Source organism: Rossellomorea oryzaecorticis, from assembly GCF_038405515.1.
Lineage (GTDB): Bacteria > Bacillota > Bacilli > Bacillales > Bacillaceae_B > Rossellomorea > Rossellomorea oryzaecorticis_A.
Map to the genome: position 1 here is coordinate 56,440 of NZ_JBBYAF010000001.1, position 18,871 is coordinate 75,310.

16 protein-coding genes and 1 riboswitch are annotated in these 18,871 nt (G+C 39.1%); of the genes, 11 read left to right on the forward strand and 5 right to left on the reverse strand.

Annotated elements, in window-relative coordinates; genetic code table 11:
- Positions 1–291 precede the first annotated feature (291 nt).
- The 4 genes from AAEO50_RS00315 to AAEO50_RS00330 form a co-directional block, all read right to left on the reverse strand.
- The gene (locus AAEO50_RS00315; RefSeq protein WP_341979205.1) at positions 292–1,905 is read right to left on the reverse strand and encodes an alkaline phosphatase; all 1,614 of its coding nucleotides are present in this window, start codon (positions 1,903–1,905) and stop codon (positions 292–294) included.
- A gap of 105 nt (positions 1,906–2,010) precedes the next feature.
- Complete coding sequence (locus tag AAEO50_RS00320; protein WP_341979207.1) at positions 2,011–3,243, reverse strand: hypothetical protein; 1,233 nt, start codon at positions 3,241–3,243, stop codon at positions 2,011–2,013.
- A gap of 22 nt (positions 3,244–3,265) precedes the next feature.
- Complete coding sequence (locus tag AAEO50_RS00325; protein WP_341979209.1) at positions 3,266–3,931, reverse strand: hypothetical protein; 666 nt, start codon at positions 3,929–3,931, stop codon at positions 3,266–3,268.
- 125 nt (positions 3,932–4,056) lie between these two features.
- The gene (locus AAEO50_RS00330; RefSeq protein ID WP_341979211.1) at positions 4,057–4,185 is read right to left on the reverse strand and encodes a hypothetical protein; all 129 of its coding nucleotides are present in this window, start codon (positions 4,183–4,185) and stop codon (positions 4,057–4,059) included.
- A gap of 24 nt (positions 4,186–4,209) precedes the next feature.
- A riboswitch (cyclic di-GMP riboswitch) is annotated at positions 4,210–4,284 on the reverse strand.
- Positions 4,285–4,484: 200 nt separating this feature from the next.
- Between AAEO50_RS00330 and AAEO50_RS00335 the strand changes: the two genes are divergently transcribed.
- Positions 4,485–4,643, forward strand: a complete 159-nt coding sequence (locus AAEO50_RS00335) for a hypothetical protein (RefSeq protein ID WP_341979213.1) — start codon at positions 4,485–4,487, stop codon at positions 4,641–4,643.
- A gap of 56 nt (positions 4,644–4,699) precedes the next feature.
- On the opposite strand, the gene AAEO50_RS00340 is transcribed toward AAEO50_RS00335, so the two are convergent.
- On the reverse strand, positions 4,700–5,422 hold the full coding sequence (locus AAEO50_RS00340) for a thioesterase II family protein (RefSeq protein ID WP_341979215.1): 723 nt from the start codon (positions 5,420–5,422) through the stop codon (positions 4,700–4,702).
- Between the two features lie 224 nt (positions 5,423–5,646).
- On the opposite strand from AAEO50_RS00340, the gene AAEO50_RS00345 reads away from it, so the two are divergent.
- From AAEO50_RS00345 to AAEO50_RS00390, 10 genes are all read left to right on the forward strand, one after another.
- Positions 5,647–5,802, forward strand: coding sequence for a hypothetical protein (locus AAEO50_RS00345; RefSeq protein WP_341979217.1), 156 nt, complete (start codon positions 5,647–5,649; stop codon positions 5,800–5,802).
- 44 nt (positions 5,803–5,846) lie between these two features.
- Positions 5,847–8,987, forward strand: coding sequence for an amino acid adenylation domain-containing protein (locus AAEO50_RS00350; protein ID WP_341979219.1), 3,141 nt, complete (start codon positions 5,847–5,849; stop codon positions 8,985–8,987).
- The gene (locus tag AAEO50_RS00355) at positions 8,971–12,333 is read left to right on the forward strand and encodes a type I polyketide synthase (protein ID WP_341979221.1); all 3,363 of its coding nucleotides are present in this window, start codon (positions 8,971–8,973) and stop codon (positions 12,331–12,333) included. Before AAEO50_RS00350 ends, AAEO50_RS00355 begins: the two co-directional genes overlap by 17 nt.
- The gene (locus AAEO50_RS00360) at positions 12,330–12,833 is read left to right on the forward strand and encodes an HXXEE domain-containing protein (RefSeq protein ID WP_341979223.1); all 504 of its coding nucleotides are present in this window, start codon (positions 12,330–12,332) and stop codon (positions 12,831–12,833) included. The genes AAEO50_RS00355 and AAEO50_RS00360 overlap by 4 nt, the downstream gene beginning before the upstream one ends.
- 12 nt (positions 12,834–12,845) lie before the next feature.
- On the forward strand, positions 12,846–13,793 hold the full coding sequence (locus AAEO50_RS00365; protein WP_341979225.1) for a tetrahydrofolate dehydrogenase/cyclohydrolase catalytic domain-containing protein: 948 nt from the start codon (positions 12,846–12,848) through the stop codon (positions 13,791–13,793).
- An 11-nt stretch (positions 13,794–13,804) separates the two neighbouring features.
- Entirely contained in the window at positions 13,805–15,994 is a 2,190-nt protein-coding gene (locus AAEO50_RS00370; RefSeq protein ID WP_341979227.1) for an MMPL family transporter, read from the forward strand.
- Between the two features lie 73 nt (positions 15,995–16,067).
- On the forward strand, positions 16,068–16,724 hold the full coding sequence (locus tag AAEO50_RS00375; RefSeq protein WP_341979229.1) for a 4'-phosphopantetheinyl transferase family protein: 657 nt from the start codon (positions 16,068–16,070) through the stop codon (positions 16,722–16,724).
- Positions 16,725–16,847: 123 nt separating this feature from the next.
- The gene (locus AAEO50_RS00380; RefSeq protein WP_341979232.1) at positions 16,848–17,729 is read left to right on the forward strand and encodes a helix-turn-helix transcriptional regulator; all 882 of its coding nucleotides are present in this window, start codon (positions 16,848–16,850) and stop codon (positions 17,727–17,729) included.
- A gap of 135 nt (positions 17,730–17,864) precedes the next feature.
- On the forward strand, positions 17,865–18,194 hold the full coding sequence (locus AAEO50_RS00385) for a hypothetical protein (protein ID WP_341979234.1): 330 nt from the start codon (positions 17,865–17,867) through the stop codon (positions 18,192–18,194).
- A 143-nt stretch (positions 18,195–18,337) separates the two neighbouring features.
- Positions 18,338–18,841: a hypothetical protein gene (locus AAEO50_RS00390; protein WP_341979235.1), complete on the forward strand. Its 504-nt coding sequence runs from the start codon at positions 18,338–18,340 to the stop codon at positions 18,839–18,841.
- Positions 18,842–18,871: the final 30 nt, after the last annotated feature.

Sequence of the window (18,871 nt, forward strand, 5' to 3'; positions counted from 1 at the left end):
TCTTATATTATAACGTAAAAGGAGGGGGGAATGGAATAAGAGAGGGGAAAAGTGCGGAAGTTCGGGAATGGCTGTGGAGATATTTCTCGGGAAATGTCGAAAGGTGGGGAGGGATATTTGGTAGGGGAGTGTACCAGGTACACTTTAACGTGGCGTGCCGGAGTGATTTGAGCCAGGCTCAATACCTCTACTCTGAGCCAGGCTCAAATCGGCACAATCGAGCCAGGCTCAAAACAGCGAATTCGAGCCAGGCACCCGCACTCAAGCACCACCACCCAACCTCAAATACCTCTACTCCACCCAATGAATATAAAAAGTCCCGCCGCTGTGAACATTCACACTCTCCAACCCTACGGCCTCACCGTTCCTCAGATAATAGTTCTTATTCTCCGGAAAACGAAGCTCCTCATCACCAAACGTCGCAACCAACTCAGGATTATCAACATCCCGTTTATCAATCAAAACCTTATAACCGCGGTCTTTGAAAAATTTCTTTCCGTCCAAATACCAATCAGAAAAAGGTCCGGAATCAAGTGAATACCCAAGAAATTCTGCCATGATCCCAGGTAATTCTGTATTTTCGATCAACCCGGCTGGCTTCCCCGGTCCATACGCATATAAGAAAACATCTTCACCGGTATGACCGTGAGTGGAGAACCCTAAGTTCGCCCGCTTCGCCATCAGCTTGACCATTTCATTCTCCAAGTCCTCGGCATCATTGGCTTCTTCCATGGCACAATATTCATTCCTGCTCAAACCAGAAAGCCCGTAGGAATTCAACACTTCTTTTAAATTCGAACGGTCATCCTTCAATTGAGAAGTAGCGCCTTTTACCGTATACTCAGCTTTTTTCAATGGTTTTATGAATGTTTCAATTGGCTGATTTTTATATGTTTTATCTGTATCGCCATTCCCGAGGGTCAAGCCGCTGTTTCCATGATCTGTCACTGCGACGACCATGGTATTGCCGTCAAGCTCCGCAAATTCCAGCGCTTCACCGACCGCCCGATCAAAGCTCAGTACTTCGCTGACCATCCCGACCGGGTCATTCTTATGTGCGGCCCAATCCACCTTGCTTCCTTCCACCATCAAGAAGAAACCTTTCTCCTTACTGGATAAGCGTTCAATCGCGGATCTCGTCATCTCAGCAAGCGTCGGTTCATCGGGCTTCAACGTCTTCCGGTCAACATCATAAGCCAAATCCTCCTCTGCAAAAGCCCCCCACAGCTTATCGGCCCCGCGACTTTTTGAAAGCCCGTCCCTCGTTGCGGTGAAGGAGTAAAGGGGGTCGGATTTTATCTTGGTAACAAGGTTTTCACCGTCTTCGCGGGAGATTTGTTTGGTTTTGAGCATGCCGTCGTCGTTTTTGACCGAGTTTTTGGATTTTGGTTTTAGCCAAGCTGCACCGCCGCCGAGGATGACGTCGAGGTATTGATAGACCTGCTGCTCTCCGATGTCACCGAATTCATCGCGGTTCAGGACGTGGGCAGTGAAGGCTGCCGGGGTGGCATGCTGAACGGGGGAGGTGGATACGATTCCGGTGGCATAACCGGACAGCTTGGCAGCCTCCAAAATGGACAGGACTGGTTTACCCTCTGCGTTTATTCCTATGTAGTCAGCACGGGTCTTTACTCCCGTAGCCATTGCCGTGCCAGCCGCAGCGGAATCGGTGATCGCGGATTCTCCGGAATACGTGCGCACGCCCCCGACAAGGATCTTATCCAGATTAAGCCCAGAACCCTTATACCAGCGTGAAAGGGTGACGACATCGGAATTGGTTCCGTCCATGATCATGAAGATCACATTTTTCTTGGGGCTGGCTGCGAACCCGCAGGAGCCGGGCAGAGAGAAGGCAAGCAGTGAAAGAAGTATGGTGACAATGAGTACGGATTTGATGGTTTTCATAGTTTCGCCTCCTTATGAAATCGAGTGGGATACACTTAGTATCAACACTCATAAAGAGACTATGTATAAAAAGACCCGTTCCAGTAAGAACGGGTCACTACAAATTTATTTTCTTTCTAAAATCCCCAACAGCAGATTTTCAAGGACTTCAGGACGGTCCATCTTTTTCAAATCTCTCAATTTGATCTTGTCCCATTCAAGGGCTGTGATGAAAGATGCGCCGTTCCTCAGTGCAGGGACTTCATCAGGGTTCACGATATAAGACTCTCCAGCTTTTACCCCGGATTTGATCTGGACTTGGCCGTCAACCTGAAGTCCGGTTTCAACGGTCCTCTTTTTGACGAGACCTTTATCAGTGAGCACCCAGATATGCTTTTTAGAGCCTGATTTTTCAACTGCCGTAACCGGTACGACCAATGCATTCTTCACTTCATCGGTGATAACCGATACAAGAACGTGGTGTCCTGGAAGCAGCTTGTTCTCTTCATCCTGAAGCTGGATTTTTATCGGATACATGCTGTCCGTTTGCAGATGCGGATCTCTTTTCGGAAGTGAAGATACGTGTGTTACAAGCCCCTTTTTGGTTTTCTTTTCAACCTCTGATTGGACTTTGGCGTTCATGTTTTCTTCCACGTCCATGATCTCTTTTTCCGTCAGGTCCGTGGTGACGATTACCGCGTTTGAAGCAATTGTCATCAGTGGATTCTGGACTGAGTGGGAAAGGTCTTTGACGATTCCCTCACTGCTGCTTTCGACTATCAGCGTCGTTTCATACGATTCAAGGTCGGAAATTTGACTCTCGAGGCTGTCAACCTGGTTTTCCAGGCGATCGATTTCAAGTTCCCGGGAAGCAATTTCCTTCTTTAAATCATATTCTGTTTCAAGGGCACTTGCTTCAAGCGGCATCTCTTCTTCATCATAAGAGGAGGGGAGCGAGTTCTCAAGGCGCTCTAAATCCGAGATATTGTCTTCAATGCTGTCGATCTCATCTTCAAGCTGGTCGACTTCTGATTCGAGGACGTCTTTCTGCCCGGTGAAATCGGTCACTTCATATTCAAATAGAGGCGTCCCTGCTTTCACTTCGTCGCCTTCTTTTACAAGGAACTTCTTGAAGGAGCCGAATTCATCGTTGAAATAAAGGTAGGTTTCTTCAGCGGAAGTCACTACGCCTGATTTAAGCAGAACTTTTTGTAAGTCATCTTTTTTTAGAAAATCCCAATTATTCAGACGGACTTCACGCTCAACCTTGCTGTTTGCCTTTTCAATAAAATAGAGGTTGGTACCTGTAAAGAGGATGACCAAAATGAGAATAATGTAAAATGTCCTTTTTTTATTCAAGATTATCACAGCCTTTAATTTGTTAGATAAGGGTGGAAATATTTAAATATGCAAGTAAAGCTGTAATAGCCCAAAAGATTAGATTTGTTAGAAGAATAACTAGCCAGACGAGCCAATTTTTCTGCTGTGTGAGAGATTTCAATCCTTTGTATTGAATGTAGAAGATCCAAACCTTAAATATGCTAGCGATGCCTAAAAAATACATAACCAAAGAATTTGATGTGATGTACTGGGCAAGTACTCCCAAGGATAGCGGAGATGAATGCCAATCCAGCGATAAAAACAAGGATAAAGGTATGTAGGTCAGTTTTTCCAATAATAAAATAATAAGAATGATTCCTTGTGTCATCACAAGTTTTTTATATTCACCATTATCAGAAATCGTCCAAAAAATCAGTGAAGGGATAAATAATATAATGGCTGCATATAACAATCCCGCCAGCAATCTCCCCAGGAAAAATAAAAATTTTTCTAATTCGTAGGTTATTGGAGATATTGTCGTTAGTTCTTTTGATAAAGAATCCATTCCCAGTCCAAAGAAAGCAATGAACCCGAAAGTTATACAAGAAAAGAAGAATAAGAGAAACATCTTTCTGCGAAAATTTTCAAGTTTTTCTGTTTCAGTTAGTTGATAAAAGAAGATGGATGGTTGTGTTATACCCTTGAAGAGTCTGACTTCTCTATGCATATATGGTTGGCCTCCAGCTTGATTTGATTCCTTCTCTTATTCTATCGAAAATGATCGAACTTTTCCATAAATTGTAGAATGAATTTATAGAGAACATAAAAAAAGCGTCAAAAGACGCTTTTTTACTATACTTGATATGTTAGGTAAGTAGTCCCTGCTATCAGCAGGATTGTAATTAGAAAAAAGCTTATGTACATGATGACTTTTTGTGTTTTCTTTTTTTTCATTGCTTCTTCAGGTGTAAGAAATGCCAACTGTATATCCCCCTTTGTTCATGGTTTGGTAACTGGCTGGCTGATTTAGCCCCTATAATTTTACGCCGTCACCTTTTGATAAGTTTGCCATTTTCAAACGTTTACCAAAATATATTATCGGACAATTGGATGGAAATGTTTATAGGAAAATAGTAACTTCTAAGAAAAAATTCACATAAAAAAATAATGTCACTTTGTGTATAAATATGGTAATATACCTATATATTGAGGTTTGAACTTTCGACAACTGGTGTATTAAAGTAGTATAAACTGTTTGAAACTGTAGGAGGTTGTCTTTTTTGAATAAGAGCACAAGTAAAGACCAGCACGTTCTCTCTGTCATGCAAAAAGCATTCGACAAAGGACAGCAGGGAAACATGGATGCGAATAAAATGTTAAATTGGCTAAAACAAGAACTTCAAAGTGAATATACATTCCAGAACGAAAAAGCACTCTAAGAACCCTATCGGGAAACTTAGTGTGCTTTTTTTTAGCAATTTCATGCATGTAGAGATTATACTGTTAAAGAATTTTTGTCATTGGTAATCTGTCCCGTTATTGCTTGGATTATTTCTTTATACCAGGGGTTTAGGAAAAAATGGTCTCCCGGTAAAGTTAAATGATTAAAATTGCCCTTCGTGTAGTCTCCCCAAATTTGGACATGGGTGCTTAGAAGGTCTTGCTCGCCGCCAAAAGCCATGATATTGGCATTTACATATGGCGGGGTATAAGGGTCAATCGAATAGGTTTCAAGTAAATGAAAGTCTGATTTAAGAATGGGAGTATATAACTCCACCAATTCTTTTGATTCGAAAAAACTGGGAGCAGTGCCTCCCAGTTTTTTTACGTGCTCTAAAAATTGGGAGTCTGGTAAGGAAGACTCAGCTTTAGTATTGATCAGATGGGGGGGGTTGGAACCAGATACAAAGAGCCACTTAGGTCCGTTACCATTAGTCGTCTCCAATCTCCTCGCTACTTCAAACGCCAAATAACTTCCGAGGCTGTGTCCAAAAATCGAAAAAGAATCGTTGTTTTCTATATGTCTAATTATTTCTAAGGACAACTTCTCTATCGCTTCTTCAAAATCTTGATAAAGATCCTCTTTAAATTTCCGGCCTCTTCCGGCCAATTCAATTGGGATACATTCCAAAGCTGGACTTTTCTCTTCAAAAAAATTCTTCCATTTGTAGTAAATAGAAGCGGAACCTCCGGCGTAAGGGAGTAAGAATATTTTCATAGCACATCTCCAAAACAATATTTTATTAAAAAATAACAAATAAGGTAAAAAAATACAATGATTATTGAAATTTAAATAATCAAATTTTTCCCTTTATACCTACATGTTTCATGATACTAGTGGAAATTGTGTCATTTATCGGCAAAACATCCTATTTATTTTAATATAATTTCTACTTATAGTGAATTTAGTAAACAAAAGACCTATTAAGGAGAGATGGAAATATGAAAAAGTTCCTAAATATCTTATTTGTCGTTAGTGCTTTAACTTTGACTTTAACAAGTGGATATTACGATGAAGTGAATGCTCCCAATACCGAAGACATCATTGGAATTCCAAGTTTAAGTGAAGAAGATGACTTGATAGGCGGTAAGCATTAAAGAGTATTTAGAAAAGAATACGATTAAAGGAGGATCAATTAGTCATGGACGTATTTGACTTGTCATGGAACCAACAAAAACTGTATCTTCATCAAAAGATGTATCCTAATGATCCATCTTATAATTTGGCATTCTTGTATCAAATTGAGGGTAGTCTGGATGTAAGCCGATTTATCGATTCGATCAATCATCTTATTCAAAATACCCCCGTCCTCAATACGTATTTTTTAGAAGTAAAAGGGGTGCCGAAACAAACGGCTGCAAAAGATTATCATCACCAAATTGAAGTGTTGGATTACACAAATGACCCTGATTATGAGCAAAAGATCTATGACCGTGCCGTTTTGGAAAACAATAGGCCAATTGATTTGTTAAATCCGCCTTTATATGGTGCTGTCTTATACAAAGCCCCTCAAAGTAAATATTATCTATCCATTAGAATTTCTCATATTATTTCAGATGGCTTCAGTTACTATACGTTTCTTGAACATCTATCAAAAATCTATAATGAGAGAATTCTTCCGGAAAAGCAGGGGGACTTCTTTAAACTCATTCAAACAGAACCAAATAGTGGTTCTGAAAATAAAGCAAAAATCTTCTTTCAAAATCATCTAAAAGAAGTAGAAAACTTAGCTTTAAAAGGAATAGATGAAAATAGGAGTACGTCGGGCCTTTTAGAGGGAAAAAATCTCTCTTTTAAGGTCGATTCAGAGGCCGTTAATCATATTAGAACATTCTTAAAGAAGCATAGTCTGACGGAATTCACTTTTTTTCTTGGTTGTTACACTCTGTTTCTGAAGAAAATTACAAACCAGCGTAAAATTACAGTAGGTATTCCTTTGCCGAATCGCAGATCGAAAGAAAGAAAAGGTGTATTTGGCTACTTTGTAAATACGTTGCCTCTTGTAATTGATTGCGATTCTAATCAAAGCTTTTTAGAATTGTGCAATCAAATAACGAAAAATATCCGCCATTTAATCAGATACCAGGATAGTAATCTTTCTCAATATACTGGAGAACTAAAACATTTGAATGGTCGATTAGAGATGAATAATGCATTTACTTATTACAAACAGGAATTGAACTTTCAATTGACCAACTGTTCAATATGTAGAATTCCCCTTGAATTATCTTATATTAAATTTCCTTTCACAATGAACGTAGAAGATGCTGGTAGTACTTTAATTGTTAATATCGAGTATGCATCCCGTTTTAATCACGTCGACTTTGAAAATATATTCCTTACTATCTTCAATACGGTCCAAGCAAACCCTGAAGTATTGATTAGCCGCATCAGTCTCTTGAACGAACAAAAAGAAACGACTCAACCCAATAAAAGCAAATTGAAGATAGCAGCCCGGCAACAGAAAATACAAACTGCCTTTGAGAAATCTGTAAAACAGTACCCTGACAAAGTAGCGGTAAAGTACAACACAAATGAGTTGACTTATAAGGAATTGAATCACTTATCAGATCTGGTTGCTTACAATCTGCTGGAGAATACAGGCGCAGAACAAAAGTACACCATTATTTCATTGCCAAGATCAGAGAAGTTAATCGCCGTGATCCTGGGAGTTTTAAAAGCTGGAAAAACGTATGTCCCAATTGATCCCGATGCCCCGGTAGAAAGGGTTAACTATATCCTTGAATCAATTGGAGATGCACCAATGATTACAGAACGTACTGATTCGGTATCCGACACTCAACTACTACATCCTGAGGTGTTGTTTCGATCCACTGAAGAACGAAGAGAAATACAGATCAAGGACAATGAAGATGCGTATATTATTTTTACATCAGGATCCACCGGTAAACCAAAAGGTGTTCAAGTAACTCACCATAACGTCATACGGTTATTCGAATCTACAAATGATTCTTTCTCCTTTTCAGAGCGTGACACATGGACTTTGTTCCATTCATATGCTTTCGATTTTTCAATATGGGAAATATTTGGAGCGTTGTTTTACGGAGGCAAACTAATCATTGTCCCTGAGGAAGTAACCAAGTCACCCACTCAGTTTTATGAGCTTCTTAAGGAGGAAAAGGTCACGATATTAAATCAGACTCCATCGGCTTTCCGGCAATTGATTAAGGTGGATGAGCGGGAAGTTGATCATACCTTGAGTCTTAGAAATGTCATTTTTGGAGGAGAAAAGCTGAATTTCTCCATATTAAAGCCTTGGTGGGACAAATATGGACAGTCAGTAAAACTCGTTAACATGTATGGAATAACGGAGACGACCGTTCACGTTTCTTATTACGAAATCAGCGGAGACGATATCAATCGTAGGTGTGGAAGTATAATTGGGGCAGCTATCAAAGACTTAGACATTTTAATAGTGAATGAAGACCTGCAGCAATGTCCCATTGGTATAGAGGGTGAGATGTTGGTAGGAGGCGAAGGAGTCAGCAAAGGATATTTCAAACAAGAAGCACTGACAAGGGAGAGGTTTATACACCTGCCTCATAAACAAGGTGTATTTTATAAAACTGGAGACTTAGCAAAGTACCTTCCGGATGGAAGGATTGAATACTTACATCGAAAAGATAATCAAGTTCAATTGCGAGGATTCAGAATTGAAATTGAAGAAATTGAGTTCGCAGTAAAATCGTTAAATGTCTGTAAGGACTGTCTGGTAACAGTGCATAAATTTACGGAAGATGATCACAGGTTAATTGCTTACCTGGTAACGGACGGTCAGATTGACCTTATGAAAATGCGTGACAAGTTGAAGAATAAACTGCCGGCTTATATGATTCCCTCGCATTTCATGGTGGTTGACGAAATTCCACTCACGATAAATGGGAAAGTCAATGTTAAGGGACTGCCACTGCCAATTGACAATAGCCCTGCTGTATATCAACAAGGAGAAACATTAGACACTATCAGAAATATATGGATGGTTACTTTGAAAAATAGTGATATTGAAGTGGACGATAACTTTTTTGATGTAGGCGGAACCTCATTACATGTGACTGAAATTTATTATAAGTTGACCGAAGAGTTGGGACTGGAAGACATCCAAGTAACTGATTTATTTGAATATACAACGATTCGAAAATTGGCAAACCATATAGATGAAATGAAGGCTCCTGCAAATAAGAACAAGAAGGTAAGTCAAAAACCTGCTATGCACGTACGAAGACGAATGAATAGGAGGCGTACCCGTGAACTCAAGCATTGAATCTACTGATATAGCCATTATTGGAATGGCTGGGCGGTTTCCAGGGGCAAATACACCCCGGGAATTCTGGGAACATCTAAAGAACGCAACTGATTTCACTCAAACTTTTCAAGATCATCAACTTCTTGCGAATGGGATAACAGAAGAACAAATCAATAACCCCGAATATAAAAAAGTAGGCATCCCACTAGAAGAAATCGAAATGTTTGATGCCGATTTCTTTGGTTATACTCCCTATGAAGCGAAGGTCTCGGACCCGCAACACCGAATCTTTTTAGAAAGTGTGTGGGAAGCAATTGAAAACTCCGGATATGCACCAAGTAAATATACGGGGAGGATCGGCCTCTTTGGAAGTACAAGCATGAGTTCATATCTAATAAACAATATACTTCCAAATGAAGAGGTCAATGCAGACGGGGTGAATTATCCTGTACTCATTGGCAATGACAAAGATTTTTTAAGCACCCGCATTTCATATAAGTTGAACCTTAAAGGTCCTAGCATCACCGTCCAAACAGCGTGTTCCAGTTCCCTTGTTGCCATTCATTATGCTGTCCAGAGTATATTAAATGGGGAAAGTGATATAGCCTTAGCTGGCGGTGTAAGCGTTAGCGTACCTCAAAAAACCGGATACCTCTATAAAGAGGGAGGAATCTTATCAAGAGACGGACGCTGCCGTCCGTTTGATGAGAAGGCAAGCGGTACTGTAAAAGGAAATGGATGCGGAGTTGTTGTACTTAAAAGCTTATCCGAAGCTATCAGAGACAATGATACCATCTATTCTGTCATAAAAAGCACTGCGATCAACAATGACGGGGCCGACAAAATAGGTTTTACAGCACCAAGTGTCCAAGGACAAGAGTCTGTTATAGAAGAAGCATTATTCCAAGCGGGGATTTCCCCTTCTGACGTAGGATATATAGAAACTCACGGAACGGGTACTTCCCTTGGGGATCCCATTGAGGTCCAGGCACTTAATAGAATGTACGGAGGCTCTGTTCAAAAACAGTGCGCATTGGGGTCCGTCAAAGCTAACATCGGACATACAGATGCCGCAGCGGGGATAATCGGGTTAATGAAAGCTTCAATGTCGCTGCAGCATCAAACCGTCGTTCCAACGCCGAATTTCGAAAATGAAAATAAAAACCTCTTCCTGGATAAAACACCATTTTATATTGCTGATAGGCTTGAGCAAAAGAATCTCAACTATGCAGCGGTAAGTTCCTTTGGTATTGGAGGCACCAATGCACACGTCATTTTACAGCATTGGAGTCAAGAAAATAGTAAATCAACCGCAGATCAATCCTATGTTTTTCCTTTATCGGCAAAGAATAATCAATCGCTAATCGAGATGAAAAACCGTCTTCGAAATGAGTTAGAGAGGAATCCTCATCTATTTCTAGGTGATGTGGCTTATACCCTGGCCAACGGGAGAACGGAATTCAGCACTCGATTTGCTGCAGTGGCTGGCTCTAAAGAAGAACTAATTGAGCAATTAACTTCGGAAATTACTGCAAATGATGAAAAAACCATAAATGTATCATTTGAGCAAGGGTACAACAGTGAGCTTTGGGAGGAAGCACTTACACCTCAATCGCTGTTTCAGGATGAGATATCACAAATATTAAAGGAATGCAGTGAAATAGATCCGGAAGTCACTCAGATATCTTTGTTAACGGAGACAAAATATAAAAAACTTAACCATTTTATCTATAACTTAGTTATGGCAAACAAATTGATTAATCTTGGAGTGAGTCCCGAACTAGTAATATCTCACAATAAAATAGAGGACTTGGTTTCTTTTGTCTTGGGAGATGTCATAACCTTGGAACAAGCACTCTATTCCCTGCTTACAAAACAGCCCATCATTTCAAAAAATGATGCTGCAAATTCTTTATACTCATTATTGTGTTCAGATGGAAAGTACTACGAAAAAATAGGGAAAGATCAGATTTTAGAAAGTACGACTCTCCCAGACACGGAGGATGTCCAGGCAAGTATTGGGGTATCAAAGAGTTACAGCTTACTATGCTTCAGCGGAATGACTCTGAGTGGAATACAGCATGACTCCATAAAAAAACCTTATAACCGCTTCTTACAGATCGTAGGTTCTTTATGGAAGTGTGGGCTTGAACTCGCATGGGAGTGTATGGGAAGCCATAAGAGAGTTCCGCTTCCTACCTATCCTTTTCAGAAACAGCGTTACTGGATCGATAGAAAAACAGTCATTCAAACCAACCAACCTGCAAGGTTAGAAGATAACAATGATATTATTCGAACTGTTTTAGACACGTGGAAGAAATATCTGGAAGTCGATTCTGTCCTTATTGATGATAATTATTATGATTTAGGGGGAGACTCACTGGCTGCCGTAGAGATTGTAAGCGAGCTCAGAGATTTACTGAAAGTAAAAATCTCCATCGATCAATTTACGGAAATGGAAACCCCGGAGGAACTCATCTCATTTATTGAAGAACAGAAGAATGTAAAGGTGAAGCATCCTATCATCAAGAAAATAAGGGAGATCACAGAGTGTGACGAGAACTTGTTTCTTATTCACCCGGCTGGGGGCAACAACCTTTGTTACAGTCAATTGAACAGGTGTATAAAGAATTTCAATAAAAACATTTATGTCATTTCCTATCCTAATGGAGTTTTTAATAACGAGTCATTAGAGGAAATCTCTTCTTATTATCTAGAAGCAATCGAAGATGTTCAACCCGAGGGACCTTATCAACTAGGCGGATATTCATTCGGTGGCAATGTTGCTTTCGAGATGGCCTTGCAGCTGCAGAAAAATAGGAAACAGGTTGAGACTCTGATCTTGTTTGATTCCCATACACCAGAAGCATACTTTGGAAATTCAATCACACATAAATACTTTGTAAATGCGTTCCCTCTTGTCCTGGATATGTATTTGCATGGAAAAAAAGTTAATGTCCAACAATTAGAGGCGTATAGGGATCAAACTCTTGATGAAGTGATTGAATCCATTATTGAAAGAGAAGATAGAAAACTGACTCATTCAGAATTAAGTGATTTTTTCAAGGTATGGAAGCATAACCATAATGCCCTGAAGGGGTATTTCCCTCGAAGAGCTTTTAATGGAGACATTCTTTTTATCGAGGCACTAGAAACAGAATCAGATGAAGTACTGGAGCTTTTGAAAATCAAAAGAGTGAATAAACAAGTTTGGAAAAACCATATATCAGGTGACCTAAAGATCTATAAAGCCCCCGGAGATCATTATTCTATGTTCGGAGACCCTGCAAATGTTAAAAAGTTGGCAGAATTAGTAGAAGAAACAGCCGAAAGCCTTGTAATAGAGACGGGAGTCCTTTCATGAGAAGGGATTCCCCCTATAAGATTCTTTGGTTAGTCCCAATTATTTTCGCTATTCATAATGTAGAAGAATTACCGCAAATGGAAAAATGGGCTGATAAAGTCTTTGATGAACGACAGGTTCCTTTTCTAAGTGACCTATACACGTTTGAAAGTGTTGCCCTCGCAATGCTACTTCTTACCATCACAGTTGGTGTCGTGATTTATTTTGAGTACAAATTCAGAAATAGAGTGACCTATGTCCTGTCCTTGTTAAGTGTGTGTTTACTGCTGGTGAACGGTATTGTTCACCTTGTTCAATTCCTTATCTTTAAGCAATATGTCCCAGGCTTAATTTCGGCATGCTTTTTATTGATACCCTTTTTGTCTTATATTTTTTACGGCCTATTTAAATCCGAAAGACTGACAAAAAAGCAGATACTTGTCTACCTGACAATCAGTCTTGTAGCAATGAATCCTATTATCATATTATTTTTGCTTGTTTCAAAATTAATGATCCACTAAGGAGGAAGAAACATGACAACAATTATTGAAGGAAAAAAGATTCAAGAAAAGATCTTGGCAGAGTTGATGGGAAATGTAGTGAAATTGAAAAATGAAAAAGGTGTTACTCCCGGCTTGGCATTAATCATGATAAATGGTGAAGATCCTCTTGCAAAAGTGAATTACCGTTTACATACCTCTCTGGCTGAAGCCCTTCATTTTAATGTGTTTGAAAGTATATTACCTGCAGGGTCTTCTGAAGAAGAAGTAGTAAGTGTAATCAATCAATATAATGAAGATGACCAAGTCCACGGGATTCTGGTGCTGCTGCCTTTGCCGGAAAACATCTCAATTCAAAACTTAATCAACGCTATTCACCCGGATAAGGAACTGGAAGGATTTCACCCGGAAAATGCATCCCGCCTTTTTCCAACTAGCAATCAATCGATTAAATACCCGATGTGTGTACCCACTGCAGTACATAAGGTCCTTGATTCATTGGAAGAACAATATAAACAAGCTAATTATGTGGTGGCGATTGATAAAGAACTGGAAGAAACAAATGTGATTGCGAATATGGTAGCCCGTATCGGCACCGTCACAATGGCACCTAAAGAAGCCAAGAGTATAAAAATCATCAATATGGAGGCAGAAGATATCATCGTTCACTGTAAAGAAGCTGATGTGCTGGTCATCTCGACTCAAAAACCTCAGATCGTAACAAAAGAATGGGTCAAGCCAGGGGCATGTGTCATCGATTTTAATCCGATACCTGCAGGATTTAAGCCTCATCCATCCATTGAGGGGCAGTTCATCCCTATCTTAAAAGGGGGAGTAAATGTTGAATCGGTTCAGGAAACAGCAAAATACATTGCTCCTGTACCGGGAGGAGTAGGCCCTGTCATGCTGGGTGTATTGATGAACAATGTATATTTAGCTGCACTCAAAGCCCTTTCAAGTAAACAACTTGTCCAATCATAAGGAGGTATTCAATGTTTAAATTCTTTAGTAATTTAACCATTCGATTCCCCGGAGTGGTATTGGCAATATGGGTTTTAATCCTTATTGGTTCTTTGCCTCTAGCTTCTTCACTTCAGGAACAACTATTATCCAGCGGAGTGAAAGTGAAGGATTCGGAATCCTATAAAGCATCAGAAAAGATAAATGAAGAATTTGCAAACAGTTCTGAAAATAGCGTGAGCATTCTATTGTCCTCTTTATCGTCAGTAGAAGAAAAAGACATAAGCATGGTGAAAGATGTTATCAACTCCTACAAAAGCGTAGAGGCTGTCGAAGAGTTACAAACAGACGATCAGGTTGTATTAAAAGTTCATTTAACAGATGGCGGGAACGCTTTCGTTGCTGACTTCAGACAAAAAGCAAAAGAATTTGATGAGTTGAAAATTCTTGTTACAGGCAGTCCCGCGATATCATATGATATCGGGGAAGTCAGTAAAGATAATGTAAAACTTGTCGAGAGGATCGGCCTGCCCATTGTCTTTCTTCTTCTCTTGTTTGTTTTCAGGTCTGTGACCTCGGCACTGCTTCCAATTATCATCGGAATCTTTTCCATTCTAATCTCATCTGCTGTATTGTCCATCATTTCAAGGTATATGGACCTGTCACCTCTATTGACCAATGTGGTGACGATGCTCGGATTAGGAATTGCCATTGATTATGCCTTATTTATTACAAGAAGGTTTAAATCAGAACTTGAAAATGGAAATGGAAAAGAAGCAGCAATCGAGAAAGCTGTACAAACCTCAGGAAAGTCAGTGTTTTATGCAGGACTGACTGTCGCCTTGACGCTGCTTTCACTTTTTGTACCTGACACTCTGATTACCAATTCAGTAGCGATAGGTGGATTTACGGTTGTGATCACTTCCGTTTTACTGTCGCTCAGTTTGCTGCCGGTCATCCTTTTTCTGCTGGGGAATAAAGTGAACTTTTTGAAAATCGGAAAGACAAGAGAATCCAAAAGTTCTGTATGGGAAAAGTTAGTGAACAATATTTTTAAGCGGCCAGTACTTTATCTTCTTGGGGGGATATTACTGGTATCCTTTTTAATCCCGTTCTCTTCCAAGCTGATTATGCATATCCCTGTCGGTGCCTTTCAAGAGCTGCCTGAAGGAACCGAATCAAGAGAAGGGATGGAAGTATTGTCCGATCGATTAGGAATCGGAAATATCTTCCCTATAGAAATATTACTGAACGATGAAAATCAGTCGAGAATGACGCATTCGGATGCTGTCCAATCGATTGATAGACTGACAAATGAATTGCGATCGTTAGAAGGAATAGAGGGCGTTTACAGTATCACTAACTGGAATCCGGAATTTTCATCTGTTAATGAATATCAGCAGTTGTATGAAAATAAAATGATAGAAAAATTGCCGGCAGAGGTGCAGGAAAACCTTTCATCATTACTGAGTGAAGGGCATCAGTACAGTTTGATCAAGGTGATTCCAGAGACAGCACCTTACACCGAGGAATCCAGGGAACTGGTTAGAACCATCAGGGAGACAATTCTACCAAAGTATCAAGATGAGATAGAAGGTATGGTGACGGGGGAGACAGCAAATGGATTAGACATTGATCAGAAAATCACAGATTCCATGCCCCTCATCATTGGATTAATTATTCTAATAACCTATGTCTTATTGTTGATTGCTTTCAGGTCAATCGTACTTCCTATTAAAGCCATTCTTATGAATACGCTGGTCACTGCCAGTTCAGTAGGTTTCATTGTATTTATGTTCCAACAAGGGAACTTGCCGGGAACGAATCCCGCGCCAATCAACGTGAACACTCCTCTTATTATGTTTGCATTACTTTTTGGCTTAAGCATCGATTATGAAGTCATTATCATTTCAAGAATTAAAGAGTATTACGCTGAAACAGGACAGCTTAAAGAAAGTATTATGAAAGGTTTCAAAGAAACAGCCGGTATGATTAATGGGGCAGCCTCAATCATGATTGTGGTGTTCGGAGTGTTTATTTTTGCCCATTTTCAAATCATCCGGGAACTGGGGACGAGTTTGGCCTATGCTATTCTGATTGACGTGTTGATTGTACGAACGATTCTTGTCCCATCTTCCATGTATTTATTGGGAAAATGGAATTGGTACTTTCCACTGGCTAGAAAGAAGCCATCGCCCCGTCTCCCAAGAAAAGCTTCATAGTATCCAGTTGAAAACAGCTTGTAGAACATTTATGTCTGCAAGTTGTTTTATTTCTGTAAAAAGGAGAGGAAAGATGGCAGAATTATATTACTTTAATACTGAGGGGATCTCAATGGATGAACTGAATAACAGGGGAGTTCTAAAACCTGCGTGCCCGTATAAAAAAGAGAAATATAGAGAAAATCCTAATAAAAAAGGCGTGGCTGCGTCGCTTTTAGGGGATGTGTTGATAAGAAAAGGGATATCGGACCTGACAGGTAAGCGGCTGTATGATATTAAATTGGAACGGAATAAGCACGGCAAACCTCAATTGAAAGAAGGGTGCGGGTTACATTTTAATCTAAGCCATTCAGCTAATTACATTATTGCAGCATTCAGCGAGTACAGGATAGGAGTAGATATTGAAAGAATCAGGAATATCAATTTGAAAATTGCCAGAAATATGTTCACTCAAGAAGAGTATGATTACATAACGAAAACATCTTCGGATAAAATGAAACTTATGCATTTCTACCAAATTTGGACATTAAAAGAAAGCTACATGAAGGCAGTGGGCAAGGGATTAACTTTACCGCTCGATTCTTTTTCAGTGGTTAGAGGCAGTAAGGTTTTAAAGGAATTGACTCATGAGTTCATGTTGGAACTTGTCCCTATACACCTGCATTACCAACTTGCTGTCTGTTTCAATAGAAATGATCAAATAAATAAGGTCCATTTCTTACGTTTGTAAGGGAAATGTGTTCTCCTCTTTACTAGTTCAGCTTTACTAGCCTATCATTTCATTACTTTAATAGCGAAAAAGATGATAGAATAAGTAAGTCGTTACCTAAATATTACATATATGGAGGTATTTATGAACAGGTTAGGGGAGAGAGTAAAAGCTTATAGAGAAAGAAAAGGTTTTACAAGAAAAAAACTGGCGGAGGACCTTTGTGATGAATCCACCATATTCCGTTTGGAAAAATCCAAGCAGCTGCCCAGGTTGGAGATTTTAAACGGTATTGCGGAGAAACTGGACATTCCACTGCACACTCTTCTTTTTCCACATGACAGGGACTTAATCAGGTTAAAAAAACTTTGTCGTGAACTTACATATTTTGAGGACTATGCAGTTCTTGAAATGGCACTAGAAGAAATAGAAAAAATATTTGAATTTGATATTTCTTATACAGCCAGGGATACAAAAAAATTTATAGACTGGCATAAAGCAATCATTATTCATAAAGTTCACAAAAGATACCTGGAAGCAATAGAGCTGTTAGAGTCATTAGTAGATATTGAATATGCCATTAATGAAATAGATATTGGAATCCTTAACTCAATCGGCCTGATTTATTTAGATTTGAACAGGTATGAAGAAGCAAGACATTACACCCGGCATGCATTTGAGAAATTAAAAGAAATTCCAACTTTGGTGGAAGATTTAACGCTTTTCCCAAGAGTAGGTTATAACTATGCGTATATTCTGTATTATTTGGAATTTATGGATGAAGCGATCGAAATAGCGTACGAGCTATTATATTATCTTAAAGCTCATCATTTAAACTATTGTTTGGGTGAGATCCTGCACTTGATAGCCACTGTACTAAAGAGAAAAGGGAAAAATCAAGAAGCCTTGAATTACTTAAAGAAAGCATCTTATGCGTTTAAACTTGAAGATAGCTGTGAGAATATTTTGATCGTTGAAAATAATATAAAAGAATTAGAGTGTATCCACAAAGCTGAACTTAGCTAAGAATAATTCAAGAAATTATATTTTATTTTAGGGGAGTAAACATGACGAATTATATACAAAATAACACAAGTTAATAGTATAATAGAACTATAACATTGTCATATGTTGTAAAATATGAGAGAAAGGTGGAAGTTAATGGATGGGAATTGGGAAGGTGTAAATACCGAAGCAGCGGGGGGGCCAGCAAAAATAAACAATATTGAAAGCAAAGGGTACTTTCTTCAGCCCAATAAAGATCTTTCCTTGAACAGGATGAGTTTTCATTTATCTGCAGAAAATAAAAGGTGTTTTCGTGCAGGTATTTATGGTAAGAAGAGAGTCAACTTTATTTCTCAGACTAAAGAAGACAAATATTTTATAGAATTATATAATTTCCCCCCTCAACATAGAACCAATATACTTACTTGTTTTATAAAAGAAAATGAACGAATCGTGTATACAGGAAAGAAAGGATTGAAGGAATGATTTAGTATCAGTTGAAGAAGAGGGAAATGAATAAGAAAATAAGGAAAAATATAATATTTTACAGGAAATTGGAAAATAGTGTCGAATGATTATATAGATAGGTGTTTATACCTATAAATATCGAGAATTAAGAGGAGGAAATAATGCCGAGAGGGTTAACCAAGGAATTTATACTCGTATTCGAAGATCTTCTTGTGTCAAAAAAGTTTTTAGCAATAAAAGCGAAACACCTGATACTATTTCAAGGACAACAATACTCCAATCGACTTGTCGTGGTGAACAGTCCGCCAGGGTTTTCAAATGCATTCGAAAGTATTATGATTTCGGATAAAATCAATGGATCTACGGGATACACAACGCTATTTACTGTTCCAATTGATTCAAAACGTTCTATTCCGTTTAAATTTATTCGAATTGATGACAGGCATCGAAAACCTCTGGACTGTAAAATCGTACTTGACTCTAAAAACGGAGAAGAAAAAATCATCATACTTCCTAGATTTCCTAAACATGATTCTTTGTCAGATGAAGACAGGGAAGACATCCTTTCATATTTAAGGCATACATCTGATGACGTACGTGTCAGAAGGTTTTTGGAAAATCCCGACGTTTATAGGGGAGAAGGCAGAAAAAAAGATGATTCATAATACGAAGACACCAGGCGAACCTGATCGTTA